At 39.5% G+C, this 23860-nt stretch carries 26 protein-coding genes; 23 read left to right on the top strand and 3 right to left on the bottom strand.

Annotated elements, in window-relative coordinates:
- Positions 1-9 precede the first annotated feature (9 nt).
- From H153_RS0108395 to cas6, 14 genes are all read left to right on the top strand, one after another.
- Complete coding sequence (locus H153_RS0108395) at positions 10-525, top strand: adenylate kinase family protein (protein ID WP_022847679.1); 516 nt, start codon at positions 10-12, stop codon at positions 523-525.
- Positions 513-1739, top strand: coding sequence for a glucose-6-phosphate isomerase (locus H153_RS0108400; protein WP_022847680.1), 1227 nt, complete (start codon positions 513-515; stop codon positions 1737-1739). Before H153_RS0108395 ends, H153_RS0108400 begins: the two co-directional genes overlap by 13 nt.
- The gene (gene rsmB, locus H153_RS0108405; protein WP_022847681.1) at positions 1736-3031 is read left to right on the top strand and encodes a 16S rRNA (cytosine(967)-C(5))-methyltransferase RsmB; all 1296 of its coding nucleotides are present in this window, start codon (positions 1736-1738) and stop codon (positions 3029-3031) included. The genes H153_RS0108400 and rsmB overlap by 4 nt, the downstream gene beginning before the upstream one ends.
- Before the next feature lie 9 nt (positions 3032-3040).
- A complete protein-coding gene (locus H153_RS0108410; RefSeq protein ID WP_022847682.1) occupies positions 3041-3691 on the top strand; it encodes an HDOD domain-containing protein in 651 nt (216 codons plus the stop codon).
- A gap of 518 nt (positions 3692-4209) precedes the next feature.
- Entirely contained in the window at positions 4210-4512 is a 303-nt protein-coding gene (locus tag H153_RS09710; protein ID WP_022847684.1) for a DUF2283 domain-containing protein, read from the top strand.
- Between the two features lie 11 nt (positions 4513-4523).
- Positions 4524-4724 carry a DUF2283 domain-containing protein gene (locus H153_RS0108425; protein WP_040371955.1) on the top strand — a complete coding sequence of 67 codons (201 nt, stop codon included), beginning with the start codon at positions 4524-4526 and terminating at the stop codon, positions 4722-4724.
- A gap of 708 nt (positions 4725-5432) precedes the next feature.
- Positions 5433-6614 (top strand): TM1812 family CRISPR-associated protein, encoded by a 1182-nt coding sequence (locus H153_RS0108430; protein WP_022847686.1) that lies wholly within the window; start codon positions 5433-5435, stop codon positions 6612-6614.
- Between the two features lie 12 nt (positions 6615-6626).
- On the top strand, positions 6627-7196 hold the full coding sequence (locus H153_RS0108435; RefSeq protein ID WP_022847687.1) for a hypothetical protein: 570 nt from the start codon (positions 6627-6629) through the stop codon (positions 7194-7196).
- A gap of 254 nt (positions 7197-7450) precedes the next feature.
- The gene (locus H153_RS0108440) at positions 7451-8326 is read left to right on the top strand and encodes a hypothetical protein (RefSeq protein ID WP_155883449.1); all 876 of its coding nucleotides are present in this window, start codon (positions 7451-7453) and stop codon (positions 8324-8326) included.
- Positions 8323-8733, top strand: a complete 411-nt coding sequence (gene csm2 / locus H153_RS0108445; protein WP_022847689.1) for a type III-A CRISPR-associated protein Csm2 — start codon at positions 8323-8325, stop codon at positions 8731-8733. Before H153_RS0108440 ends, csm2 begins: the two co-directional genes overlap by 4 nt.
- 2 nt (positions 8734-8735) lie before the next feature.
- Positions 8736-9512 carry a type III-A CRISPR-associated RAMP protein Csm3 gene (csm3, locus tag H153_RS09715; RefSeq protein WP_022847690.1) on the top strand — a complete coding sequence of 259 codons (777 nt, stop codon included), beginning with the start codon at positions 8736-8738 and terminating at the stop codon, positions 9510-9512.
- Positions 9513-9531: 19 nt separating this feature from the next.
- Complete coding sequence (gene csm4, locus H153_RS0108455; RefSeq protein WP_022847691.1) at positions 9532-10521, top strand: type III-A CRISPR-associated RAMP protein Csm4; 990 nt, start codon at positions 9532-9534, stop codon at positions 10519-10521.
- Positions 10511-11674, top strand: a complete 1164-nt coding sequence (gene csm5, locus H153_RS0108460; protein WP_022847692.1) for a type III-A CRISPR-associated RAMP protein Csm5 — start codon at positions 10511-10513, stop codon at positions 11672-11674. The genes csm4 and csm5 overlap by 11 nt, the downstream gene beginning before the upstream one ends.
- Positions 11674-12462 carry a CRISPR-associated endoribonuclease Cas6 gene (gene cas6, locus H153_RS0108465; protein WP_022847693.1) on the top strand — a complete coding sequence of 263 codons (789 nt, stop codon included), beginning with the start codon at positions 11674-11676 and terminating at the stop codon, positions 12460-12462. The genes csm5 and cas6 overlap by 1 nt, the downstream gene beginning before the upstream one ends.
- A gap of 366 nt (positions 12463-12828) precedes the next feature.
- Here cas6 and H153_RS0108470 read toward each other — a convergent pair whose 3' ends face one another.
- From H153_RS0108470 to comD, 3 genes are read right to left on the bottom strand one after another with little or no spacing between them, the layout of a single operon-like run.
- Positions 12829-13779, bottom strand: coding sequence for a tRNA-dihydrouridine synthase family protein (locus H153_RS0108470; RefSeq protein WP_022847694.1), 951 nt, complete (start codon positions 13777-13779; stop codon positions 12829-12831).
- A complete protein-coding gene (locus H153_RS09720) occupies positions 13772-14620 on the bottom strand; it encodes a radical SAM protein (protein WP_022847695.1) in 849 nt (282 codons plus the stop codon). Before H153_RS09720 ends, H153_RS0108470 begins: the two co-directional genes overlap by 8 nt.
- The gene (gene comD, locus H153_RS0108480; protein WP_022847696.1) at positions 14604-15761 is read right to left on the bottom strand and encodes a sulfopyruvate decarboxylase subunit alpha; all 1158 of its coding nucleotides are present in this window, start codon (positions 15759-15761) and stop codon (positions 14604-14606) included. Before comD ends, H153_RS09720 begins: the two co-directional genes overlap by 17 nt.
- A 116-nt stretch (positions 15762-15877) precedes the next feature.
- Between comD and hslU the strand changes: the two genes are divergently transcribed.
- From hslU to H153_RS0108525, 9 genes are all read left to right on the top strand, one after another.
- Entirely contained in the window at positions 15878-17302 is a 1425-nt protein-coding gene (hslU, locus tag H153_RS0108485) for an ATP-dependent protease ATPase subunit HslU (protein ID WP_022847697.1), read from the top strand.
- 13 nt (positions 17303-17315) lie between these two features.
- Entirely contained in the window at positions 17316-18332 is a 1017-nt protein-coding gene (locus tag H153_RS0108490; RefSeq protein ID WP_022847698.1) for an aminopeptidase P family protein, read from the top strand.
- Positions 18333-18345: 13 nt separating this feature from the next.
- A complete protein-coding gene (gene fabG, locus H153_RS0108495; protein ID WP_022847699.1) occupies positions 18346-19080 on the top strand; it encodes a 3-oxoacyl-[acyl-carrier-protein] reductase in 735 nt (244 codons plus the stop codon).
- A 45-nt stretch (positions 19081-19125) separates the two neighbouring features.
- Complete coding sequence (gene acpP, locus H153_RS0108500) at positions 19126-19362, top strand: acyl carrier protein (RefSeq protein WP_022847700.1); 237 nt, start codon at positions 19126-19128, stop codon at positions 19360-19362.
- Positions 19363-19539: 177 nt separating this feature from the next.
- A complete protein-coding gene (locus tag H153_RS0108505) occupies positions 19540-20511 on the top strand; it encodes an HD domain-containing protein (RefSeq protein WP_022847701.1) in 972 nt (323 codons plus the stop codon).
- Positions 20504-21538: a phosphoribosylformylglycinamidine cyclo-ligase gene (gene purM / locus H153_RS0108510; RefSeq protein WP_022847702.1), complete on the top strand. Its 1035-nt coding sequence runs from the start codon at positions 20504-20506 to the stop codon at positions 21536-21538. Before H153_RS0108505 ends, purM begins: the two co-directional genes overlap by 8 nt.
- Positions 21535-22182 (top strand): phosphoribosylglycinamide formyltransferase, encoded by a 648-nt coding sequence (gene purN / locus H153_RS0108515; RefSeq protein WP_022847703.1) that lies wholly within the window; start codon positions 21535-21537, stop codon positions 22180-22182. Before purM ends, purN begins: the two co-directional genes overlap by 4 nt.
- A complete protein-coding gene (locus tag H153_RS0108520) occupies positions 22182-23390 on the top strand; it encodes a pitrilysin family protein (RefSeq protein ID WP_022847704.1) in 1209 nt (402 codons plus the stop codon). Before purN ends, H153_RS0108520 begins: the two co-directional genes overlap by 1 nt.
- On the top strand, positions 23383-23859 hold the full coding sequence (locus tag H153_RS0108525; RefSeq protein WP_027720127.1) for a DUF523 domain-containing protein: 477 nt from the start codon (positions 23383-23385) through the stop codon (positions 23857-23859). The genes H153_RS0108520 and H153_RS0108525 overlap by 8 nt, the downstream gene beginning before the upstream one ends.
- Position 23860: the final 1 nt, after the last annotated feature.

Raw genomic sequence — 23860 nt, forward strand, 5'->3', positions numbered from 1 at the left:
GAGGGGGCATTGAGAATAACGATCACAGGAACGCCGGGTACGGGGAAAAGTACAGTCGCTCAAATACTCTCCAGAAAACTATCTCTTCCGCTGTACAACTTAAGCGATCTTATAAAAAAGGAAAAACTTTACACCAGTTACGACGAAAAAAGAGATGCATTTATAGTGGATATTGAAAAATTAAAAGATTTTTTTAAAGAAAAAAAAGATTTTATAGCAGAAGGACTTATCGCCCACTACATACCTTCAGACGTTATCGTGATTTTACGGGCAAAACCGGAAGTTATCATCTCAAGACTTAAAGAGAGAAACTATCCTCAGGAAAAGCTTAATGAGAATGCCGAATCCGAAAGAATTGCATTCTGTGCAACGGAGGTTTTTCAAAATCCACTATCACCTGTAATAATCCACATAGACACTACGGAGAGAAAGCCCGAAGAAGTTGCAAATGTTATAATGAAAGGAATTAAAAATGGTGGGTTGGTGGAAGAGATAGACTGGCTGGAGGATCAATGGGATATTTAAAGTACGACATCAGCGGGCTTAATATAAATGTGAAAAATTTAGAAGAAAAAACAGTGAAACTTCGAGAAAATTTAGAAATTAACACGAAAAATATGCCTTTTCTATACTCATTTTCAACGAGAATAAAAGACATAAAAGAAATTTTAAGACGATTTAAAATCGATTTTGATAACATGTTCGTTATAGGTATAGGCGGATCATCCCTCGGCATACAGGCAATATACGAAGCCATACACGGAAAATACAAAATTGGGGGAAGAAAGCTCTACTTTCTTGAAAACATAGACCCCTTCAATATCCATCAGATATTTCAAAACGCTCCCTGGGATAGAACGGTTTACTGCGTTATCAGTAAATCCGGGAAAACCCTCGAAACAGTATCAATAATGAACCTCGTCCTCCACGAAATGAAGAGGAGAGGATTCAGAGACCTTCACAGACGCTTCATTTTTATATCCGGCGAAAACACGCCTCTCCACAGGCTGTCTAAAGAATTAGAAGCTCCCTTCTTTCACATACCGGAAAACATAGGTGGCAGGTTTTCCGTCCTGACACCGGTGGGACTTGTCCCTTCAGAATTTGTTGATATAGACCCCTACGCTCTTCTTGGCGGAGCCATGGAAACAGTAGAAGAGATTATAAGAGAACCGCTACACCCTTCCATCGTATCCGTACTTGCACAGTATTTAAACTACAAAGAAGGTAGAGATGTAGCCGTTTTAATGCCCTACTCAGATTCTCTTAGAAAGTTTTCTGATTGGTGGGTGCAGCTCTGGGCTGAAAGTCTTGGCAAAGAGGGAAAAGGGCAAACACCTCTTCCAGCCGTCGGAACCGTTGACCAGCATTCTCTCCTCCAGCTGTTCATAGACGGCCCGGACGACAAGTTTTACCAGTTCATAAAACTTAGAAGTTACGGGAGTAACTTCGTCCTTCCGGAAAAAACAGAGATCCTTGACTTTATAGGTGGAAAAACCATCTCTGAAATTGTCCACGCAGAGTTTGAAGGAACGGTGGAATCCCTTAAAATGAAGAAACGACCTGTGTGCACGATAGAGATAGACAGAATCACACCTGAAGCCATCGGTGCTCTTTTCATAGTTTTCATGATAAAAACGACAATAATGGCACATCTTATAGGTGTAAACCCCTATGGACAGCCGGGCGTTGAAATAGGAAAGAAAATAGCAAAAGAAAAGTTGGGCGGTAGCCAATGAGCACCCGAGAAACTGCCGTAAGAATCCTCTGCAACTTTGAGAAAGACCTGAAACTTAAACCCCACTTTGAATCGCTAACAAATCATCTAAACTTCAGAGATAGAAGCTTTGTAAGGGAGCTGACTTCTGGAAGCGTGAGATTTCTAAAGCTTTTAGACTTTTCCATAGAAAAAGCATCCGGAAAAAAGCAGAAAAAACAGAAACCCTTCATCCGAAACGCTCTCCGCATATTAGCCTACCAGCTATTTTTCATGTCTGTGCCCGCCTACGCAACGCTGTACGAAACGGTTGAAGCGGTTAAAAAGGTAAGCAGAAAAAGTGCCGGTTTTGTAAACGCAGTCGGTAAAAAGCTGATTAGCTTCAACTACAGAAGAGAAATAGAAAAGATTCCAGATGAAATTGAAAGAACAGCAACACTTTTCTCTTTTGAAACCTGGATGGTTGAAAGGTGGAAAAGATTTTATCCTGACTATATAAACCTCCTTGAAGGATTAAACAGAACACCCTCCCTGTTTTTAAGGATAAACAGGACAAAAACCTCTCCGGAAAACTTTGCAAAACTCCTTGAAAAGGCAAACATAGAATTTGAACCGCATCCCTTCCTGCACGACATGTTCAGAATAAAGGGAAGAGTGGAAATAACCTCTATTCCGGGCTACAGAGAGGGATTTTTCTACATTCAGGATCCTGCTTCTTTTCTGTCGGCAGTTCTGCTAAATCCACAACAAAACGAAAAGATACTTGACATAGCTGCCGCGCCCGGCGGAAAAACGACAGCAATAGGCTCTTTAACAAAAGGGAAAGCCGAAATCACTGCTGTTGACATAGACGAAGAGAGATTAAAGCTTCTAAAAGAAAACGTTCAAAAGGCAGGACTAAAATGTAAAATCCTTCTCGAAGACATAACAAAAAGGACTTCCCTTCCCGAAAACTATTTTGACAGGATACTCCTTGACGCTCCGTGCAGTGCAACCGGCGTAATAAGGAGGCATCCCGAAGGAAAATGGAACAAAAGCCTTAACCTGATAAAACACAATCAAAAGATACAGAGAGCTCTCTTAAAAAGTGCCTATAAGCTACTAAAGCCGGGGGGATATCTGCTTTACAGCGTCTGCAGTCTCGAAAGGGAGGAAGGAGAAGAAAACGTAGAATACGCAGTTAGTATAGGTTTTAAACCTGTCCAATTTGATATAAAATTTGGAGATGTGGGAAAAAACCGGAAAAACACCATGAGAGTTTTTCCCCACAGAGACAACATGGACGGCTTCTTCTACGCCATATTTAGAAAATAAGGAGGGGACATGGCAGAAGTTGAAAGGCTGAAGCTAAAAAGAGAAGTCATGCTTAAACTTATCAAAGCTCTGATAGACGGTGAAGAGCTTGAAAAGGTTTCCGAAATAGTCAGCATGGATCCAAACCTATCCTTGAGACTCCTTAAGTTCATAAACTCACCGTACTTTGGATTGAGAAAAGAGATTACCTCTATCGTCCAGGCAGTAGCATACCTTGGATACCAAAATCTGAAAGATTACATTTTCGTTTTACTAACTTCTTCACTGTTAAAGTCAGCTGATAGAGACGAGATTACAAAAATACTCAAGCAGGCATTCGCAATGAGATACGTTTCTGAAAAGCTCCTTCCGGCCCACACAGATGAAGCCTTCATGGTGGGACTCCTTGACCCCGTTCTCAAAGAGGTTGACGAAGCAGAAATCAAAAAAATTCTCCAGAAAGCCGGCGTATCAGACAACATCGTAATGGGACTCCTCGACAAGGACAGCTCTCTTTACAGAATAAAAGAATTCACAAAGAAAATTCTCTCTTTCTGCGAAAAAGTATCAAGAAATGAGCAGGCTGACCTAAAAGATACAGAAGGACTCTCTTTCAGCGAAATTGACGAGATATGCAAAAAAGCCGAAAAAGAGGCAAAAGCTCTCGTTTCTGCCCTGTGAAAACTGAAAGAGGCGCCGAACGGCGCCTCTCTTAATTATTCAAAGCTATACTGTAGAGGAAAAGATGCTTAAAAAGACAAACTCTGACAAAAAGAAAGCAAAAAATTTCATGAAATTCTCAAGAGCTTGACCAATTAAAAAGACAAACTCTGACAAAAAGAAAGCCGATGAGTTCGTGAAAAAGGCGGATTTAAAGAAGAATACTGGAAAAAGAAAGCGTAGCGAAACTTACATAGCCGTTTACTTTTCTCAAGAAGAGAAAGAAAAAATACTTGAGCTTGCAGGAGAGAGGTAGGAATACCGGAGATGGCACGAAAAGTGGGTAATATAGAGGTAAAAAATTAGATTTACCGCTGACAGAATTTACCGGGATAAATTATTAGACGAAAATATTTCTATTAAGCATTTATTGAGTGAGGGGTTTTACCTTTTGGATACAGCTGTTGAGGGAGCAGGAACATAATCACAGTTGACCGTCAGACGGAACTCTACTGTGTTAACAGAGCAGGGAGCAGAGAATGGAAAGCTTAAAACAGTTTGAACCTGAGAAGGGTGAGATTCACTACGATAAGAGTAAGGATATTCTTTATGTATCGTTTTATGATACTGAAAAAGGAAAATGGGTATCACTCACCTTAGAAAATCTCAAGGATAAATCAAAGTATTTTCCTGAAGACGATACTCTTTGGGTGAATATAGTTGATAAAAGCAGTTGTGAGGGTGAATATTTTAGTGGTGGTTTTGTAGTTGATTTTGATAAAGACGGAGAACCCGTAGGTTTAGAAATTTTCGGTTGGAAAAAGTTTTTCGATACAAAATAAAGAAGACGGCAATGCTAAAAATTCCTAAAAGAGCCAATGCAGTTATTCATTATGATGGTGAAGCTGACGTTTTATATGTTTCTTTCGGGAAGCCCAAGCCCGCCGAAGGTTTAGACATTGGAGACGGAACTATCCTTAGAATAGACCCTAAAACAAATGAAGTCGCAGGATTTACCATTCTTGATTTTTCAAGAAGAACAGAAAGCGAATAGATGTGAGGGGGTTTATCAGGGAGTATCCCCCCAAGTGTAAAAATTTTTAATCTTTAACCTAAAGGAGGGTGGACACATGAAAAAGCAGTATGATCCCAAACTCATATGGGAAGATCTTTAAAAGCTCATCCAGCAGGCCCTTAGAGAAGCCCTTGAGGCAGAACTTGAAGTTATGTCAATAATTTTGTGGAAGCTATCAGAAATACCTCCTGGAGAACATCTCCCGAATTTCCTTTTTGACTTCTAAAAAGCCGTTCACTGCCCTGTTAGACCACCCACACCTGTACATTGCTACTATTAAGTAAACGAACTTCAAAAGCAGAACTAACAGACGGTAACGCTTCTATTAGCTTAACTTACTTCTCTGTTTTCTTTATAGTCTTTATCTATTTTTAGGTTTCAAAGTTTCCCAAAGGTTGCATCATAAAAATACTTTTATAAAAGCCGTTTTTGTTCCTCCGTGTTCTTTAAGAAACACTTTTCTTTCTGCTGTCATGATGGATTCCAGTATCTGCTTTACCGCTTCTTTAATGATACCTGGTAAAATTTTCTATAGTTCCAGTTGGTATTTGTGGGATGTTCCCCAGGATGTGCTAAAATCGTAATACATAAGGAGTATAATCGTAAATTAAATAAACACCATAATTGTAGAAGATGGCTAAAAGAAGATAAAAGATTCTATTGGAGGAGGATTAGGAGGAAGAAAAAGTGGGAAGAATCCTCATAGGCTGCCAAGGAACAAGCCAGCGGATGTATGAATATAGTTATAATGGACAGAAAGTAAAATCGAAAGCAACATTCATAGCTCTTTCTAAATTTCTAAATGACATAGAAAAGGTAATCCTTTTCGTTACTCCTCAGTCTCGCAATGTTACCGAAAAATTAATAAAAGGAAAAAACTTCTCTATACCCATCGAATATAGAGATATTTCCAGTACAGATTTTGAAAAAGTTATAGAAAGCATGTTTGACTGTCTCGATAGAAATTCCAATGTTGTTATCGATCTAACACAAGGTTATAGACATTTACCTATGTTGCTCCTTATGGCAACATTGATAGAGGGCATAGATTTGGAGAAAAGAAGGAACATATTTTTTGCTTTGGAAACGGAAAGCCCTTCTGATGGAAAGTACGGTAAAAGTGAATTTATGGATCTCACTGTTTATCTTGACATCGCCTACTTTAATCAGATTCTTCATTTCTTCGGAAAATCAGTCAATATGGCTTCTTATCTATCAAAGAAAATTCAAAACACGGAACTAAGAAAAGTAAGTAGAGAACTTGCAAAATTCTCCAACTTCTTTTTTGAGAACAATATACCCGAAATTAAAAAGGAAGTATCTGATTTTAAAAGAAAGTTAGTGAATTTAAGTAAGCACCCATCACTCAAGTTTTCGATAGTTGGGATAAAAAAAGCCATTGATTTTTTAGAAGAAATTGAAAGGATAAATACATCTTCTTGCGAAGCTGAAGAACGGTTGTTATTAGCAGGTATATACAATAAAAGAAATTATCAACTAAATGCTATAACCAACTTATCCGAAGCTCTATTATGCATTATAGAGATGATAGTTAAACCTTCGGCTCTTCGAAATAAAAAGGGGAGTATATATTCTATAAGAAATGCTTATAAACGATTGTTACTAAATGCTAAAGAGATAGAAAGATATGGAAATATCCTTGTTTCAAGAAGCGAACTTGATGAAAAAAAACTTTCTAAATTAGGAGAACATAAGTTCAAGAAAATTCTCCTTGAAGTGGATAAAATAAGGAACAATATGGCACATGGATTTGTAAATAAAGACAAACTGAAAAAAGCAGGTAAGCTATCTCAGCGAATAAAAGATTACATAAAAGAAACTGAAAAATTTCTACATACGTTTGTGTAAAGAGAGGTGGTGATGGAAAGCTATCTTGTTAAAGGAGATATAAACGGCATTCAGAATTTTATATACAATGTCTATGAAGGAGAAGGAGGCGTTGCAAAGATTTTAAGAGCAAGAAGTTTTTACATTTCTATATTATCGGATGTCATTATTGAATATGTTAAAGACATAATGGACAAAGAATGGGAGTGTAAAACAATACTTAACGGCGGTGGTGGATTCATTATGGAAATTACTCCCAAACAAGAAGGAAAAGAAGAAGAGTTTAAAGAAAGATTAGAAGATGTAAGAAAAAATGTAGAAGAGTTTCTACTGAAAAAACTGTATGGAGAAATTGGAATAACGTTTGGGTATCTAAAAGGAAAGAATGAAGAGATCAACTTAAATAAACTTTATGAACGTGTTGATGAGGAAAAAAAAGGAAGTTTAGAAAAGCCCTTACCGATGCTTCAGCGTTTTCAAAGGATAAAGAGGGCGTTCTTTTCCTTGAAAAACCTGAAAAGAATGGGAAGAACAAAAGGTGTGCTGTCTGCAGAACCTTTTTTGAGAAGGATAGGAACGTCTGCGAATTTTGCAGGACATTAAAAAGACTTGGAACAGTTCTTCCCAAAACCACCGAGAAAAAAATAGAGACATCCGGTAAAACAGACGGCGAAGAAGAAAACGAAACATTCGAAATAGGTAAGATAGGAAACACCTGCTTTACACTATCTTTGTCCAAAAACAAAGAGAGTGATAAAACACCTCTGATCACCGTCCCTCTGCTGAAAAGAAATCTGACACATGAAGATATAAATAGATATCAACTATCGGAAGACATAGCAGATTTGAGAAAAGGAATGGTAGCCCCTTTTGAGGTAATATCTCTTTACTCAAAAGGAGACAATAAGTTAGGATACTTAGTTATGGATGTTGACAATTTAGGATTACTGTTTGGAAAAATTCGCAGTGTGGAACTTCAAGAAAAGATAAGTAAAAAGATAGACGAATTTTTTTCAGAAGAAGTTCCAAAGATTGCAAGGAGCAATTTTAAACCTGAAAGTGAGAAAATTGATCTACTTGATGACACAGTTATATACATTCTTTATGCTGGAGGGGATGACCTTTTTGCAATAGGTCCGTGGGACAAGCTTTTAGAGTTTGCAGTGAAAGTTAACAAAGAGTTTGAAAACTTTGCAAAATCCCTTAATGGAGATAGGGAAATTGCACAACTCCTAAAAAAAGAGAATAAAAAAAATGAAATCATCTTCTATCAAAAAGATGAAAATGGAAAAAGGAAAGGACTTTCCCTTTCTGCAGGATTCGTTACCGTTAAACCCAAGTTTACGGTCAGAATGGCAGCAGAAATGTGTAAAAAAGAAGAAAAGAAAGCCAAAGAAAAAGGGAAAAATGCCATAGGAGCATTCGGAGAAGTTCTAAGCTGGGAAACAGCTGATTGCCTGATTAACAAGTGTAAAGAGAAGTGGGTACCCTATATAGAAGAGGAAAGAATACCAAGAGGATTTTTTTTCAGGCTCTACAATCTCTATGTAGAGATGCTGGCAGGAGAGAAAAAAAATATGATGTTTTACCCTTTAATGCACTACACCATTGCCAGGAACATCAAAGATGAAAAAGTAAGAGAGGAAGCTACAGAATTTGTCAACAATGCAGAAAAGTGGAAGATAAAGTTTCTTTGTAACTATATCTTAACAGCTACGAGGGGGAGAAAATGAGTGCCATAGAAGAGTTAACAGGAAGAATAAAAGCAGAAAAGGGAAAGAAGCTAACGCAGATTTTAACCGATGAAGAAATACTGAAACCCGGTAAATTTGCGGACAAAATAGCCAGTGACCTGGAACTCAAAAAGAAATTTAAAACTGCTCAACTTCGTAAAGTCTTTAATAAAGTTAAGGAGATAGAAAGAGCAATAGAAAGAGGAGAAGACTACAAATCTAAAATTCTGGAACTATATCCCAAGCTTGCTTACTCAACAGGAAGGGGTTTAATGCCGAAAAATTTCTTTAAGCTACTCACTTTGCTGCTTGAAAAAGCAGAAAAGAATAAAGAAGATGCCAAAATGGTGGTCAAACTGATAACAGCTATAGTGGCTTATTCTAAACTTCACGGTGACAGGGGGTAGTTATGGAGTTTAAGTTTAGAGGAAATGTTATCATCCATTACAGGCTCAAGACTTTAACAGGACTTCACATAGGAGGTTCGAAGGACTCTTTCGAAATAGGCGGGGTGGATAATCCCGTAATAAAGCTTGCAAGACTTTCTGACAACTCAAATGAATACCTTACCATCAAATCCGCTTTCGGTGGAAAGATAAACGTACTTCCTGAACAACCTTACATTCCCGGTTCTTCTTTGAAAGGTAAAATGAGAAGCCTCTTGGAACTCAAATACAACGATGTGGATTTTGACAGCAGTTCAAAATCTTTTGGAGAACCTGCTTTTGGCAATCCACTGATAAAGAAGCTTTTTGGAGCTCCAGCGGATAAAGACTTCAACGAACCTGTAAGAATTCGTGTCTTTGACGCTTATCCGGTCGAAAAAGTGGAAACAAAGCTCAAGTTTGAAAACTCAATCAACAGGATAACCTCAAAAGCCAATCCCCGAAACTTTGAGAGGGTACCAGCGGGAGCAGAATTTGAAGGAAAGATAGTTATTAGAATTTTCTCAGAAAAGGATAGCGAGCTTCTCCGTTTGCTATACGAAGGTTTCAGCCTTCTTGAGGATGATTATCTCGGAGGAGGAGGTTCAAGAGGCTCAGGCAGAGTGAAGTTTGAGAAAGTTAAAGTAGTTTTTAGAAGCAAAGAGTACTATGAAAATAGGAAGGAAGAAGTAATTCTTTCAGAAGGAGAAACTGATGCTCTACTAAAAGCTACAGATGAATTGGCAAAAAATCTGCAGTAAGTTAAGCGGAGACTGAAAGATGGAGAACCTTAAAGTTTTCAGGATTACTTTAAAACCCCTGAGTTATTTCTCATCAGAACTTTCCTCTCACACGATCTTTGGAGCTCTCTGCTGGGCGGTAAGATACCTCTACGGAGAGAAAAGAGTTTCAGAACTGATCAAACTGGTAAAAGAGGGGGAACTTTTAATCTCTTCTGTTATGCCGGTAGTCGATGGGAAACTCTATGTATTCAAGCCGATACTTAAACCTGAACGTATTGGTGCGGAAGACCTCAAATTTCTAAGCAGCAATGAAGAAAACAGAGAGAGTGAATTCAGGAACTTCATCAAGAAATTCAAAAAGCTCTCTTTTGTCCCTCTCGATGTTCTGATGAAAGTGTCAGAAGGAGAAATAAAAAACGATAAGGATCTTATGCTAACATTGGGAAAGGAACCTGGAGAAGTTTTTCCATTTACCTCTTTAGCTCTACCCCATGCAAAACTGAACAGAATAACAAACAGTACATCGGAAGGTGGTGAATTTTACTTTGAAGAATCCCTCTTTTTCAGATCTGATGTTTACTTTTTGGTTGCTGTCAAAGATGAAAATATTACCGACGAGGTGTTAATACCACCCTTGAAACTTTTGCAGGACTGGGGAATTGGAGGAAACAGAAGCGTAGGATTCGGAAGTTTTTCTTTCAAAATAGAGAGAGAAAAGAGGTTTGAGAAACTCATCAACAGGAATGGAAAAGACTTCATAACTCTTTCGCCAGTTGTTGCTACAGACAGAATAGATTATGAAAAGAGCTTTTACGATATAAAAACCTATAAAGGAGCAGTGGAGAGCGGATGCCAGAATTTCCTCTGGAAACCGAAAATTTTCTATCTGAAAGCCGGAAGTTTAATAAAACTAAAAGAGGATAGTAAATTTGCAGGAGCTTTAATAAAACCGTTTGAAGGGATAGAACTCTACCATTACGGTTTTGAATTTCCCATCTACATTAAGGAGAGTGGAGATGAAAGTTAGACTGAAAGTGATCACTCCTATTCACATAGGAAATGGAGAAAAGTATTCTGCATTTGAATACATTCTTGAAAATGGACTGCTGAAAAAGTACAGCATTGAGAAAATAATCAGCAAAGCGGAAGAGAGAAAGCTTTTAGAATCGTTAGCTTCTTATTTCAAGAGAGAAACTTTACCAAATAAAAGACTCTACAGTTTAAATGAAATTTGCAATACAAATCCATCTCTCAGGAAAATTATTCTCGAGCAGGAACCTGAGTACATAATCAGGGCAGAAATTGGAAAAGAAGAGGAGGTGGAAGAATTTATAAAAAGCAGTGGAAAAATCTACATTCCGGGTAGTGAAATTAAGGGAAGTATAAGGAGAGCTCTCCTTTTTCACGTTTTAAAAGAAGACAAAAAAGTTTTTGAAAAACTCCTAAACATGCTAAAAGAAGCAAAGGAAAAGAAAAACTTTAAAACAGTCAGTAAACGTATAGAGAATATAGTTTTTAGAGGAAGGGAAGAAGATGTACAGTATGATATCATGCAGTATGATATCATGAAGCTCCTGAGAGTAAGTGATACAAATCTTCTTAAGCCTTCTGAGAAAAATCTAAAAGTGAAAAAAATTGGTCTTTTTTACATAACGTCCCAGAAACGAAAAGAGTTTCCTTCGGAAGTTGTCTTAGCGGGAACACAGTTTGAATTTAATATAAATTTATCTCTCAGCGCAAAGAGGCTCGCTGATGTGCTTGATTGTCATCATATCATCAAGTCTCTCTTTTTAGATTCTAATAACGAAGACACAACGATAGAAGGAATCATCAAGATCTGGAAAGAAGCTGAGAAAGAGTGCATCAAACTTGATCCTTACCTTGTTCCAGTTTCTGATAACGAAATCCTCTCCTCAACAAAAAATAAGAAGAGGGCTAACCAGATATTGAGGTTCATCAACCAGCTAAAAGAAGGAAAGCGGTCGGTAGTAAGAATCGGTAAACATGAAGGTTATCTTTTCACAACGGTAATGGCCTTATTGAAAGAGAAGAATGAGAAAACCTTTGAAAAAGTGTTCAAACTCTCCGCTCCGAGAGTATCAGGAATTCCCAACAAGACAAGAAAACTTACAATGAAGGAGAAACTTCCCCTCGGATTTTGTAGTGTGGAGAGTATTTAATGCCTGTAAAACTCGGTTTAATTCTTCATCTTGAAAAGTCCATTAAGATAAAGGAAGTATATCCTAAAAGAGTGCATGCTCTTTTTTTCTCTATTCTCCCTGAAGATATATCAGAAAAAATTCACTCTCAAAAAAGTACGAAACCCTTTACCATCTGCTTTGAAAAGTTTTTTAGAGAGAATGGAGAAAATGAAGTTTCAAAGTTAAAACTGAAGGTAACCCTTCTGGATGACTTTCTATTTCCGTATTTTTCTCAGGGAGTCATCCTCGGAGAGAAAAAACTATACATGGGCTCTACTGCAATAAGAAAAAAAGAAATACTCTCCATCGAACACAAAAGTTATGAGGATCTGATTGGAAATACTGAAGAGAACAGGGATTTCCTATTTTACTTCAAAACCCCCACCACATTCAAAAAAGGAAGTTCTGACTATCCCCTTCCCGAACCGGTTTTAATATTCAAAAATCTTTTGAAGAAGTGGAATAAATTCTCCCCTTTCAAAATCGAAATATCTACTAAAGAGCTATTAAAACTTCTTCAAATCGGAGGAGTCTGGATAAAAACCAGAAAATTTTCCCTTTTACCTAATGGAAAAACAATCGGATTTTACGGTAGAGTTTTCATAAATGTAAGAACAGAAAAAAAAGAAACCTTGCGTAAACTAAATATTCTCTTTAATTTTTCCTCCTTTTCAGGAATCGGAAGAAAAACAACAATGGGTATGGGAAACGTAGAACTACCCTCTTCTACCTTTCAGGACACTAACGGCAAAAGGTTGGAGGATTAGTAACCTTCTAATGTTCCTCATTCTTTTCACTCTTCAGGTTGATTCGAATTAGCCAACAGTCATGTGGAAAGGTAAGGAGTAGTCCTTATTGCAATCCCTTTCACTTTTCAGGGCATTTCAAGTCTCCCGTCAGGAAGTATTAAAAATTAATATATTATAGAAGATGTGACTCGCACTATTTTAAACTTTCATAGAGTCGTAAATAAAAATTTCTGCTTTTAGATAACTCTAACAATTAGTCCTTTTCTCCGGTAGTGTACGATATTTTGTGTAAGCTTGAGAAATTAGATAAAAAGCTCCCGAGGAACACCCACAAATACCAACCTCAGGAGTAAAAAATGAAAGCACAGAAGACTTTACCGGGTTTTAACGGTTTATATATTGACGCAACTCCTCTAAACCTTTTATCAGCTCCTCACAGCTTTTGCTTCGCATTACTCTTTCATTTAACTTTGCTTTGCCGCGGATGCCCTTGAAAAGCTGGACTGCTTCCATTTTTATCTCTTTGCAGGCTCTTTCTTTTTCCATAAATTCCCACATTAATTTTAGTTCTTCCAAAAGAAATTCTATTCTTTCGCCAAATGTTGCTTTGTAGTCTCTTTTTTCTTTAAATTCTTTAAATATCCAGGGATTTGAAATGGCGCCTCTGCCTGCCATGACACCGTCACAGCCGGTCTCTTCAAACATTCTCTCTATATCTTTCCAGCTCCAGACATCACCGCTGCCAACAACAGGAACAGGTGAAATTTTTTTAAGGTCTCTTATCCTTTCCCACCGTGCCTTTCCTGTGAAAAGTTCCCTTGCAAGCCGCGGATGAAGTGCAATGAGGGAAACACCTGCTTCTATCAGTTCTTCGGCTATCTTTTCAAGGTTGTCTTCATGAAAGCCGAGCCTGATTTTGGCAGTAACAGGAACACCGTAAGGTTTAAGGGCATTAACAGTCTCCCTTACTATCTCCCCCATAATTTCGGGAAACTGGAGAAGGTATCCTGCAGATTTTGCTTTTAAAACCTTTTTAACGGAACAGCCGAAGTTTATATCTACAGCATCGGGCTTATACTCCTTTACCACTTTAACAGCAGCTCTTGCTATCTCTTCGGGGTTTCTTCCGTAAAGCTGTAAATGTATCGGCCGCTCCTCTTCGGTGAAGTAGGCAAGTTCTTTTTCTATTCTTTTAAAAACGATACCGGTAGCGTTCATGAGTTCTGAATAGACCCTGTCGGCACCGAGCCGCCTGCACAGCCTCCGAAACGCAGAGTGGGTGTATCCTGCCATAGGTGCAAGGATGACTTCTCTTTTTATCTCTAACTTATTCAACTGCAAGCCTCAATCCGAGTTTTTTTGCGTGGTTGTAAACGGTTAAAAATTCCTCTTCCGTTATCCGCCGCGCTATTTCAGGAAATTCAGATGCCCTGTAAGCGGGAAAGTACTGATCCATAACGTTTACGTAAGCACCTTTTCCTATCGTATCTTTTATCCAGTTAAGAATTTCTATGGTGTCACCGGTGTATCCCGGCATGACAAGGTGCCTTATTAAAACGCCCCTTTTAGCTGTCCCGTCACTGCCGATTTCAAGATTTCCAACCTGACGAAACATTTCCAGAACCGCATCTTTTACAACTTCCGGATAATCCGGCGCTTTAAGGTATTTAGTTGCAAAATTCCGGTTAAAAGTTTTAATGTCCGGCATGTAGATGTCAACGATACCATCTAACTCTTTTAACGTTTCAACCTTTTCATAACCTCCGCAGTTGTAAACTACAGGGACGGAAAGGCCTTTCTCTTTCGCCTTTAAAATCGCAGGAACTATAAGGGGAATCTGATGGGTCGGCGTCACAAGGTTTATGTTGTGGCACCTGTTTGCCTGAAGGTAGAGCATGATTTCTGTAAGCTCTTCAACCGTTATCTCTTCCCCTTCGCACAGGTGCGAAATGTCGTAATTCTGACAGAAAACACACCCGAGGTTACAGCCTGAAAAGAATATAGTTCCCGAACCGTAAATACCCGTTAAAACAGGTTCCTCACCGAAGTGGGCAAAGGCAGAGGCAACCTTCAGTTTAATTCCCGTTTTGCAAAAGCCCTTTTCCTTTTCCCTATCTACGCCGCAGTTTCTGGGACAGATTGTGCAGTTTTTAAAAGCTTCAGTAGCAAGAATCAACCTTAACCTCTCTTAAAATCTCTTCTGGAGAAAGGGGAATTGTTCCGACCTTTTCATTTCCGGGATTAACAACAACCTGAAGGAACGGTTTATCGGATGTAAAGAACCACTCAAGCTTTTCCTTCAAACCGTCCCTTTTCCATACCGAAGAAGTGTTTTTAAAGCCCATTCCCTTTGCAACAACCTCAACATCAACCGTTGAAAAGTTAAAGTTCTCCTGATCACCGGTGCTTCCCCACGTTCCGTTATCAACGCAGAAAATTCTAAAGTTTTCCGGTGCGTAGCTGCTGCACGTTGCAAGCGTTCCCGTGTTCATTAAAAGGGAACCGTCACCGTCTATGGAAATAACGGATCTGCCTGTTGCAACAGAGTATCCAAGGGCTATTGAGGAAACAAGGCCAAGACTTCCGAGCATGTAAAAAACGGAATTTTCGATACCAAAAAGGTTTTTAAGATGGTAAACTTCCCTTGCCGGGAAACCGATGTTTGCAAAAAGAACCGTACCTTTATCTCCCTTTTCCTTCAGGAAAGAGAAAAGTTCCGCCACAGCTTCAAACCTTCTCATGTCGGGATTTTTAATACTTTTTTCAACCTTAACAGAAACAACTTTTTCTCTCTCTTTCTCAAATACCGGATTTTTATACTCTTCACCTTCAAAAAGTGCAGGAGAAAGCAGAATGGCTATTGGCTCCCTCTTCCTAAAAGCTTCTTCTACAGCTTTTGGAATGATAGGCAGGGCACTCTTATCATAAACCTTTACAACAGGAACACCGCAGGCTTTAAAAAGGTTTTCCGTAACCTCGCCCATCAAAACCTGAGGAAAAATTTTCTCTTTATAAATACCCCTGTGAGAAACAAAGATGGGAAGGGGAATTCTGTAAGTCTTTATCAGCGTCATAAGAGCACCGAAAATGTTACCCACACCGGAAGACTGAATGAAAAGAGCATAACGCTTGCCGCCGGCAAAAAGTCCCGCAGCTATACCTAAACCCTCTTCCTCCCTTGAAAGGTGAATGTGCTTTTTACCGTAAACATCATCAAGTTTAGCCAGTAACGTCTTAACCCTATCACACGGAAGAGAAAGAACATAATCTATCTTTAAACCTTTCAAAGTACCCGTTATAAATCCCGTAGCTTCCATCAACCACCTCACAAGTAGAAAGTGGTTTAATAATAGCAAAACATTGCAACCGGCAAGAAACTGACATACTATCAGTGATAAAATAATTGAGGTTTCATATCAGACAAGGAGGCAGAATGTTTAAGAATATCTTCAGAAAAAAGGGAAACGAGGAAGGATTTCTGACACCAAAACAGATAGTTGAAGAGCTGGATAAATACATCGTAGGACAGCAGGAAGCAAAGAAAGCGGTTGCCATTGCCCTTAGAAACAGGTGGAGAAGGCAAAAACTTCCTGAAGATATGAGAGAAGAAGTTGCGCCCAAAAATATTATTATGATAGGACCTACAGGCGTTGGAAAAACGGAAATAGCAAGGAGATTGGCAAAGCTTGTAAATGCACCGTTCGTGAAAGTAGAAGCCACAAAGTTTACAGAAGTCGGTTACGTCGGAAGAGACGTAGAATCAATGATAAGAGACCTTGTTGAAATAGCGGTTAACATGGTAAAAGAGGAAAAGATAGAAGAGGTAAAGGTAAAGGCGAGAGAACTTGCTTACGAAAGACTTCTTGACCACATGATACCGGAACAGCCCGCCAAACCTCAATCCCTTGAAACTCTATTTGACGTTTTTCTGCCTTCACAATCAAAGAAAAAAGAAGAACCATTAGCAAGAGAGATTAAAAAGGAAAGGGAAAGATACCTGAAGCTTTTAAAAGAAGGAAAACTTGATGAAGAAGAGGTTGAGATACCGGTAACCGTTGAAACACCTGCCAACATAGGCGTAATAGGCATAGGTCCCGGGATGGGAGGCGACGCCGGAAACATTCAGGACATAATTTCCTCGCTCTTTCCAAAGCCTAAAAAGATGCGAAAAATGAAAGTAAAAGAAGCCCTCAGATACCTTGAACAGGAAGAGGCACAAAAACTGATAGACATGGACGAAGTAATCAAAGAGGCAATAAATCGCGTTGAAAATCACGGCATCGTTTTCATAGACGAAATAGATAAGGTAGCTGCAAAGGGAAGCGGAAAAGGCCCGGACGTTTCAAGGGAAGGTGTCCAGAGAGATCTGCTGCCGATAGTAGAAGGCTCAAAAGTGCCAACAAAATACGGCCTGATAAAGACAGACCACATACTATTCATAGCGGCCGGTGCTTTCCACATAGCAAAACCTTCTGACCTGCTACCGGAACTTCAGGGAAGATTCCCGATAAGGGTAGAACTAAAACCGCTCACAAAAGAAGATTTCATAAGAATCCTGACGGAACCGAAAAACGCACTAACAAAACAGTACACTGAACTTCTTAAAACGGAAGGCGTTGAAATAGAATTTACAGAAGACGGCATCGAAGAGATAGCTAAAATGGCGGAAGAGGCAAATACAAAAGCCGAAAACATCGGCGCAAGAAGACTTCACACCGTACTTGAAAGACTCCTTGAAGACATATCATTCAACGCACCCGAAATGAAAGGACAAAAGGTCATAATAAACAGAGAATACGTAAAAGAAAGACTCGGCAACATTATAGAAGACGAAGATCTTACAAGATACATACTGTGAATCTGGAGAAAGCATGCTTGAAAGGATAGCCGCAAAGATAAAAAAGTACGGTGATCTTTTAATAACCATTGATGGAAAGGAACGGTTCTATCTCACAAAGTTTCCGTCGTCATTTGGCGTCGTGGTTATCACAGCAGAAGGTGAAGGCTTTTTCTTCACCGATAAACGCTACCTTAACGCTGCAAGAGAAAGAGCAAAAAAGTTCAACGTTTTAGAGTGGAAAAGCTTTGAAAACCTGAAAGAAATTTTCGGGAACAGGAAGGTAATAGTTGACGGCGAAAGAGTAACGTTAAAACAGTTTAACGAAATAGAAAAACACTTTGAAACCACCACGGTCAACGGCTTTTTGAAAGAGTTTCGCGTGGTAAAAACGGAAGAAGAGATCTGCGCCATAGCCCGTGCAGTTGCCATTGCCGAACAGTCATTAAGGGACGTTCTGCACCTTTTAAAACCGGGTATAACAGAGTATCAGTTCAGAAAAGAGTTAGTAAACAGAATGTTTCACTACGGCAGCGAAGAATCGTTTGAGACGATAGTCGCATCCGGGAAAGGTGCATCTATTCCTCACTGGAAAACCTCTCATAAAGAGGTAAAGGACGGTGATGTTGTTATTGTTGATTTCGGTTCAATTTTCGGCGGCTATCTTTCAGACATAACAAGAACTTTTCTTATAGGAAACGTTTCTTACGAACTTAAAAAGATTTACAATATAACCCTTGAAGCTCAATTAAAAGGAATAGAAGCAGCAAAATCGGGCATGCCCTGCCGCGAAGTTGATAAAATAGTAAGAGATTTCATCACTGAAAAGGGATACGGTGACTACTTTGTCCACGGTACGGGACACGGAATAGGCGTTGAAATCCACGAAGCACCAACGTTAAGCCCGAAATCAAATGAGATTTTAAAGAAAAACAGCGTTGTAACGGTAGAACCGGGTATATACATACCCGAACTTGGCGGCGTAAGAATTGAAGATGATGTTTTAGTAAGAGAGGACGGAGGTTATTCACTTATAACCCTTCAAAAGTAATAGGGAGGTTTTAATGGCAAAAAGCATCGATTTAAGCGGTAAAGTTGCCCTCGTAACAGGCGGCACAAGAGGTATAGGAAGGGCAATAGCTGTTGCTCTTAAAAGTGCAGGTGCAATAGTCTATATCACGGGAACAAACGAAGAGAGAACAAAGCAAGCCGCAGAAGAGATAGGCGTAAACGGCGTGAAGATGAATGTCTGCGACAGAGAAGAGGTCAAAAAAGTTGTTTCAGAGATAGCGGAAAAAGAGGGAAAAATAGACATTCTCATAAACAACGCCGGCATTACAAGGGACACCCTTTTTATGAGAATGAAGGATGAAGATTGGGATGCAGTAATAGAAACAAACCTCACAGGCATCTACAATGTAACAAGGCAGGTAGTCCCCCTTATGATGAAAAAGAAAACCGGCTCCATCGTCAACATCTCCTCTGTCGTTGGATTCACAGGAAACCCGGGACAGGTTAACTACTCATCTACAAAAGCAGCACTTGTTGGATTTACGAAATCCTTGGCAAAAGAAGTTGCATCTCGGGGAATCCGCGTAAACGCCGTAGCACCGGGATACATAACAACAGACATGACGCAGAAAATACCGGAAAAGGTAAAAGATGCCCTAATAAAGTCCATACCTATGCGCAGAGAAGGTGAACCATCAGAGGTTGCAGACGCCGTCCTATTTTTAGTGTCAGACATGGCGTCATACATCACAGGCACCACAATTCACGTCAACGGTGGACTTTTCTAAAGTTAGGAATATAATTTCCACTATCAACTATTTAAGGAGGTTGGCATGGCAGAAAACATCGAAGAAAAGGTGAAAGAACTTATCGCCGATAGACTTGGAGTTGATCCCGAAGAAGTAACTCCAGATGCTTCTTTTGTAGAAGACCTCGGCGCAGACTCTCTTGACACAGTTGAGCTCGTTATGGCTCTTGAGGAAGAGTTCGGAATTGAAATTCCTGACGAAGACGCTGAAAAGATTCAAACAGTTGGCGACGCCATCGAATACATCAAAAACCACACCTAAAAGTACTCATCTTTTCAAAATTTAAGGGGGGAAATCCCCCCTCCTAACAAAAACCTGCCGAAATCCCATCTTTCTCTTTAAACCATCAGAACTTATTCGTAAAAGCATTCAAAAAAGTTTACAATTTCATATAAAGTCTATAATTTTCCCCTAAAACTCATCACTATAAGGAGCGTGATGGACGTACTTGTAAGGGACATTTATAAAATGCCGGCAGGGCAGGAGTTTAAGGGCTTTTTTATAATAGAGAGCGCCGAGATCAAAAAGCACCGAACGGGCGAACCATACTTGAGACTTATCGTTTCTGACAGGACAGGAACTCTTCCAATTCTCTGGTGGAAGCCGCCAAAGGATGCAGACCTCACAATTTTCAAAAAAGGTGACGTCGTTTTTATTGAAGCTTACGTTGAACTTTTTCAGGGAAACGTCCAGCCAAAGATAAAATTTATGCGCCACGCAGAAAAAGCCGAATTTAAGAGAGAAAAATTTATAAAGGTAAGCAGGTTTGACGTTGAAGAACAGTTTACAAAGCTGCTTGAAATTATTGAAACGATAGAAAATCCATACCTGAAAAAACTTCTTGAACTCATATTCTACGACGATGAGATTGCATCAGCATTTATGAAAGCACCAGGTGGAAAGTTCATCCATCATGCCTCCATCGGTGGTCTTTTAGAACACACTTTAGGGGTTGTTGAAATATGCGAAGTCGTGGCAAAAAGGTATAAAAGCATAGACAGAGATCTCCTCATTACTGCTGCAATACTTCATGACATAGGAAAGATAGACGAATACAGCATGGACGTAGCAATTGATAGAACAGACGAAGGAATACTCTTAGGCCACATTTTCACGGGAAGCGAACTAATCTCTAAAAAAATTGATGAAATAGAAGGATTTCCTAAAACCTTAAAAGTAAAACTGCTCCACTGCATCCTTTCCCACCACGGTGAGTACGAATTCGGTTCACCAAAAAAACCAAAAACACTCGAGGCGGTAGCTCTCCACTATGCGGACGCCCTCGATTCTAAAGTCAAAGGATACGAAGAGCACATAGAGAGAGAGCTTGGTGAAGGAAAGGGATGGACAAAGAGACACTTTGCCTATGAAGTTCCTATCTACTTTGACGGGGAGATTAGCTATGAGTGAGAAAAAACTTACATACAAGGACGCTGGCGTTGATATTGAAGCTGGAGACGCACTCGTTGAGAGGATAAAACCTTTCGCGAAAAAAACGTTTGACAGTAACGTACTTGCCGGAATAGGCGGTTTTGGTGCAGGATATCTTATACCTGAAGGTTACAAAAAACCCGTTTTAGTTTCCGGAACAGACGGTGTTGGAACAAAACTTAAAGTTGCCCAGATGGCAAACGTTCACGATACTGTTGGAATTGACCTTGTAGCAATGTGCGTTAACGACATATTGACCGTTGGTGCAAAACCCCTCTTTTTCCTTGACTACTTCGCAACAGGTAAACTCTCAGTTGACACCGCCGCAGACGTTGTAAAAGGTATAGCAAAGGGATGCGAAATTGCCGGCTGTGCACTCATCGGTGGCGAAACGGCTGAGATGCCTGACTTTTACCCTGAAGGTGAATATGACCTTGCAGGTTTCGTAGTCGGAATCGTTGACATGGAAAAGTACATAACCGGCGAAAAGATAAAGCCGGGGAATATTGTTATAGGTATTGCATCATCGGGAATACACAGCAACGGATACTCTTTAGTAAGAAAGCTCTTCTTTGAAATTCTGAAATTAGACGTAAACGATACCGTTGATGAGTTAGGAAAAAGCGTTGCCGAAATTCTGCTGACACCCACAAAAATATACGTAAAATCGATATTAAATCTCCTGTCAAAAGTAAATGTTAAAGGGCTTGCCCACATTACGGGCGGTGGAATACCCGGAAACCTTGTAAGAATTCTTCCAAACGGAACAAAAGCCGTAATAGAGAAAGATTCATGGGAAGTTTTGCCAATATTTAAATTCATTCAGGAAAAGGGAAACGTTCCTGAAGAAGAGATGTTTAAAACGTTCAACATGGGCGTTGGAATGTGTGTGGTAGTTTCACCTGAAGACGTGGAGAAAACACTTGCCGTTCTTAAAGAAGCGGGTGAAAAAGCTTTCATAATAGGTAAAATAGAGGAAGGAAACAAAAAGGTTGAGATAAAATGAAAATAGCAGTCCTTGCTTCTGGAAGAGGTTCAAATTTTAAGAAAATAGCAGAAGCCGTAGAGGCAGGAAAAATTCAAGCTGAAATAGCATTGCTTATCACTGACAGAGAAACCGCCGGTGCGATAAATATTGCAAGAGAATTTGGAATAAACATTTGCTACCTGCCTTTCAAAAAATTTTCAAATAGAGAAACTTACGATGAAAAAATCGTTTCCATATTAAAACGGGAAGGTGTATCCCTCGTCTGTCTTGCCGGTTACATGAGAATAGTTACGCCAACTTTCGTAAAAGCCTTTGAAAACAGAATAATGAACATACACCCTTCGCTCCTTCCCGCTTTTCCAGGACTTGGCGTTCACAAAAAAGTTCTGGAATACGGTGCAAAGTTTTCCGGCGCCACAGTCCACTTTATTGATACCGGTGTTGACACAGGTCCAATAATCATTCAGGCGGTTGTACCTGTAAAGCCGGAAGACACGCCTGACACACTTGCTAATAGAATCTTGGAATGGGAGCACAGAATTTATCCCCAGGCTGTAAAGTGGTTCGTTGAAGGCAGGATAACAATCAACGAAAGAAAGGTTACAGTAAAAGGTGCATCCTATGACTCCCCGCCGGTCGTTCCGGCACTGGAGGACTTTTGATGGAGAGGTTTAAAATTTCTGAAAACGTTGAAGCAGTCCTCAATCCCGTAGATGAACTTGACATAACTTCTGTCGTCATCTTTTCAGAAAACGGAAGCGTAACAGACAACGGAAAAGCAGGACTCACAAACTTGTCCCTCCACGTTGGTCTAAAAAGGAGTGTTTCAAAAACGACCAAGGAAATAGCATTCTTAACAGAACCTTACGGTTCATCGATAATTCCAGAAACAGGAAAAGATTTTTCTACTATATCTTTCCAGATAACTCCCGATGGATTCCCGGTCTTCATAGAAGTCCTCTCTGAACTGATAACGGAACCGGCCTTTACCGAAGAAGATTTCATAATAGAAAAAGAGACAACCATTGCTGCCATAAGGGCAAGACTTGAAAGTGCATTTTCGTTTGGTTACGAAGAATTTAACCTTTTCACCTATAAAAACACACCTTACAAAAATCTACCGTCCGGAACGGTAGAAACCGTCGTGCCCATAACTCTCAACGACCTTAAAGAGAAATACAGAAGGTTTTTTAACGAAGGAAAATTCATTATTTCAATTGCAGGGAAAATCCCCGAAAATGTGGAAAAACTACTCTCTAAACTTCCCATAAAGGGAGGAAAGAACAGAAAACTTCTCTTTAAAACGCCCATTGAAAAAAGTGAAAGTGTAAACTTATGCAGGAAAGGTTCAACACAAACCTTCATAATAAGAGGATACGAAGCACCGTCAGTAAATGACTGGAAAAAGTACGTCTCCTATAAGCTGCTGAACACCGTTGTAGGTGATGGATTTAACTCTATCCTCTTTCAGCAGCTACGGGAAAAACAGGGACTTGCCTATTCAACAGGTTCCTTCTTCCCGACACTAAAAAATCCTGGAAGATTTGTCATATACATAGGCACGTCGCCGGAAAAGGAAGAACAGGCACTAAAAGGCATTGACAACCTGATAGAAAACCTGCCGGCGTTAATCGGCGAAGAAGATATTAACAGGGCCAAAAACTACCTTAAAGGGACTTATCTACTTGACCACGAGAAAAGACTACGAAAAGCCTGGTACTACGGATGGTGGACAGTGCTGACAGGAACACCGGAAAAAGACACCCAATACATAGAAGAGATTGAATCACTAACACTTAAAGACGTAAAAGAAGCAGCTGAAGAGTTAAGTAAAAAACCCTACCATCAGGTAATCGTCTGCAATGGATAGCGTAATAGTTGTAAGTATGTGTTTATTAGGAATACGATGCCGTTACGACGGAAAGAGTGTTCCGTGGGAAGGATTAAAGTTTATTAAGGATAGGTTTTTTATCCTTCCCGTCTGTCCGGAACAGCTTGGAGGACTTTCAACGCCAAGATCTCCATCAAAAATAGAGAAAGGAGACGGCTTCACCGTTTTAGAAGGAAAAAGCAGAGTTTTAACCGTTGAAGAAAAAACAGACGTGACAGCAAATTTTGTGAAAGGTGCGCAGGAGGCACTCAAAATAGTAAATCTATTCAGAGAAAATGTGAAAGCTGTAATATTAAAGGAGAAAAGTCCTTCGTGCGGCGTGAAAACCATATATAATTTTAACTCAGACTCTCTAAAAGCAGGGAAAGGCGTAGCAGCAGCCCTATTTATTAAAAATGGCTACCGCGTTTTAAGTTCTGACGAACTTGAAGAGATAGAAAAACTTTAAA

Source organism: Desulfurobacterium sp. TC5-1 (assembly GCF_000421485.1).
Lineage (GTDB): Bacteria > Aquificota > Aquificia > Desulfurobacteriales > Desulfurobacteriaceae > Desulfurobacterium_A.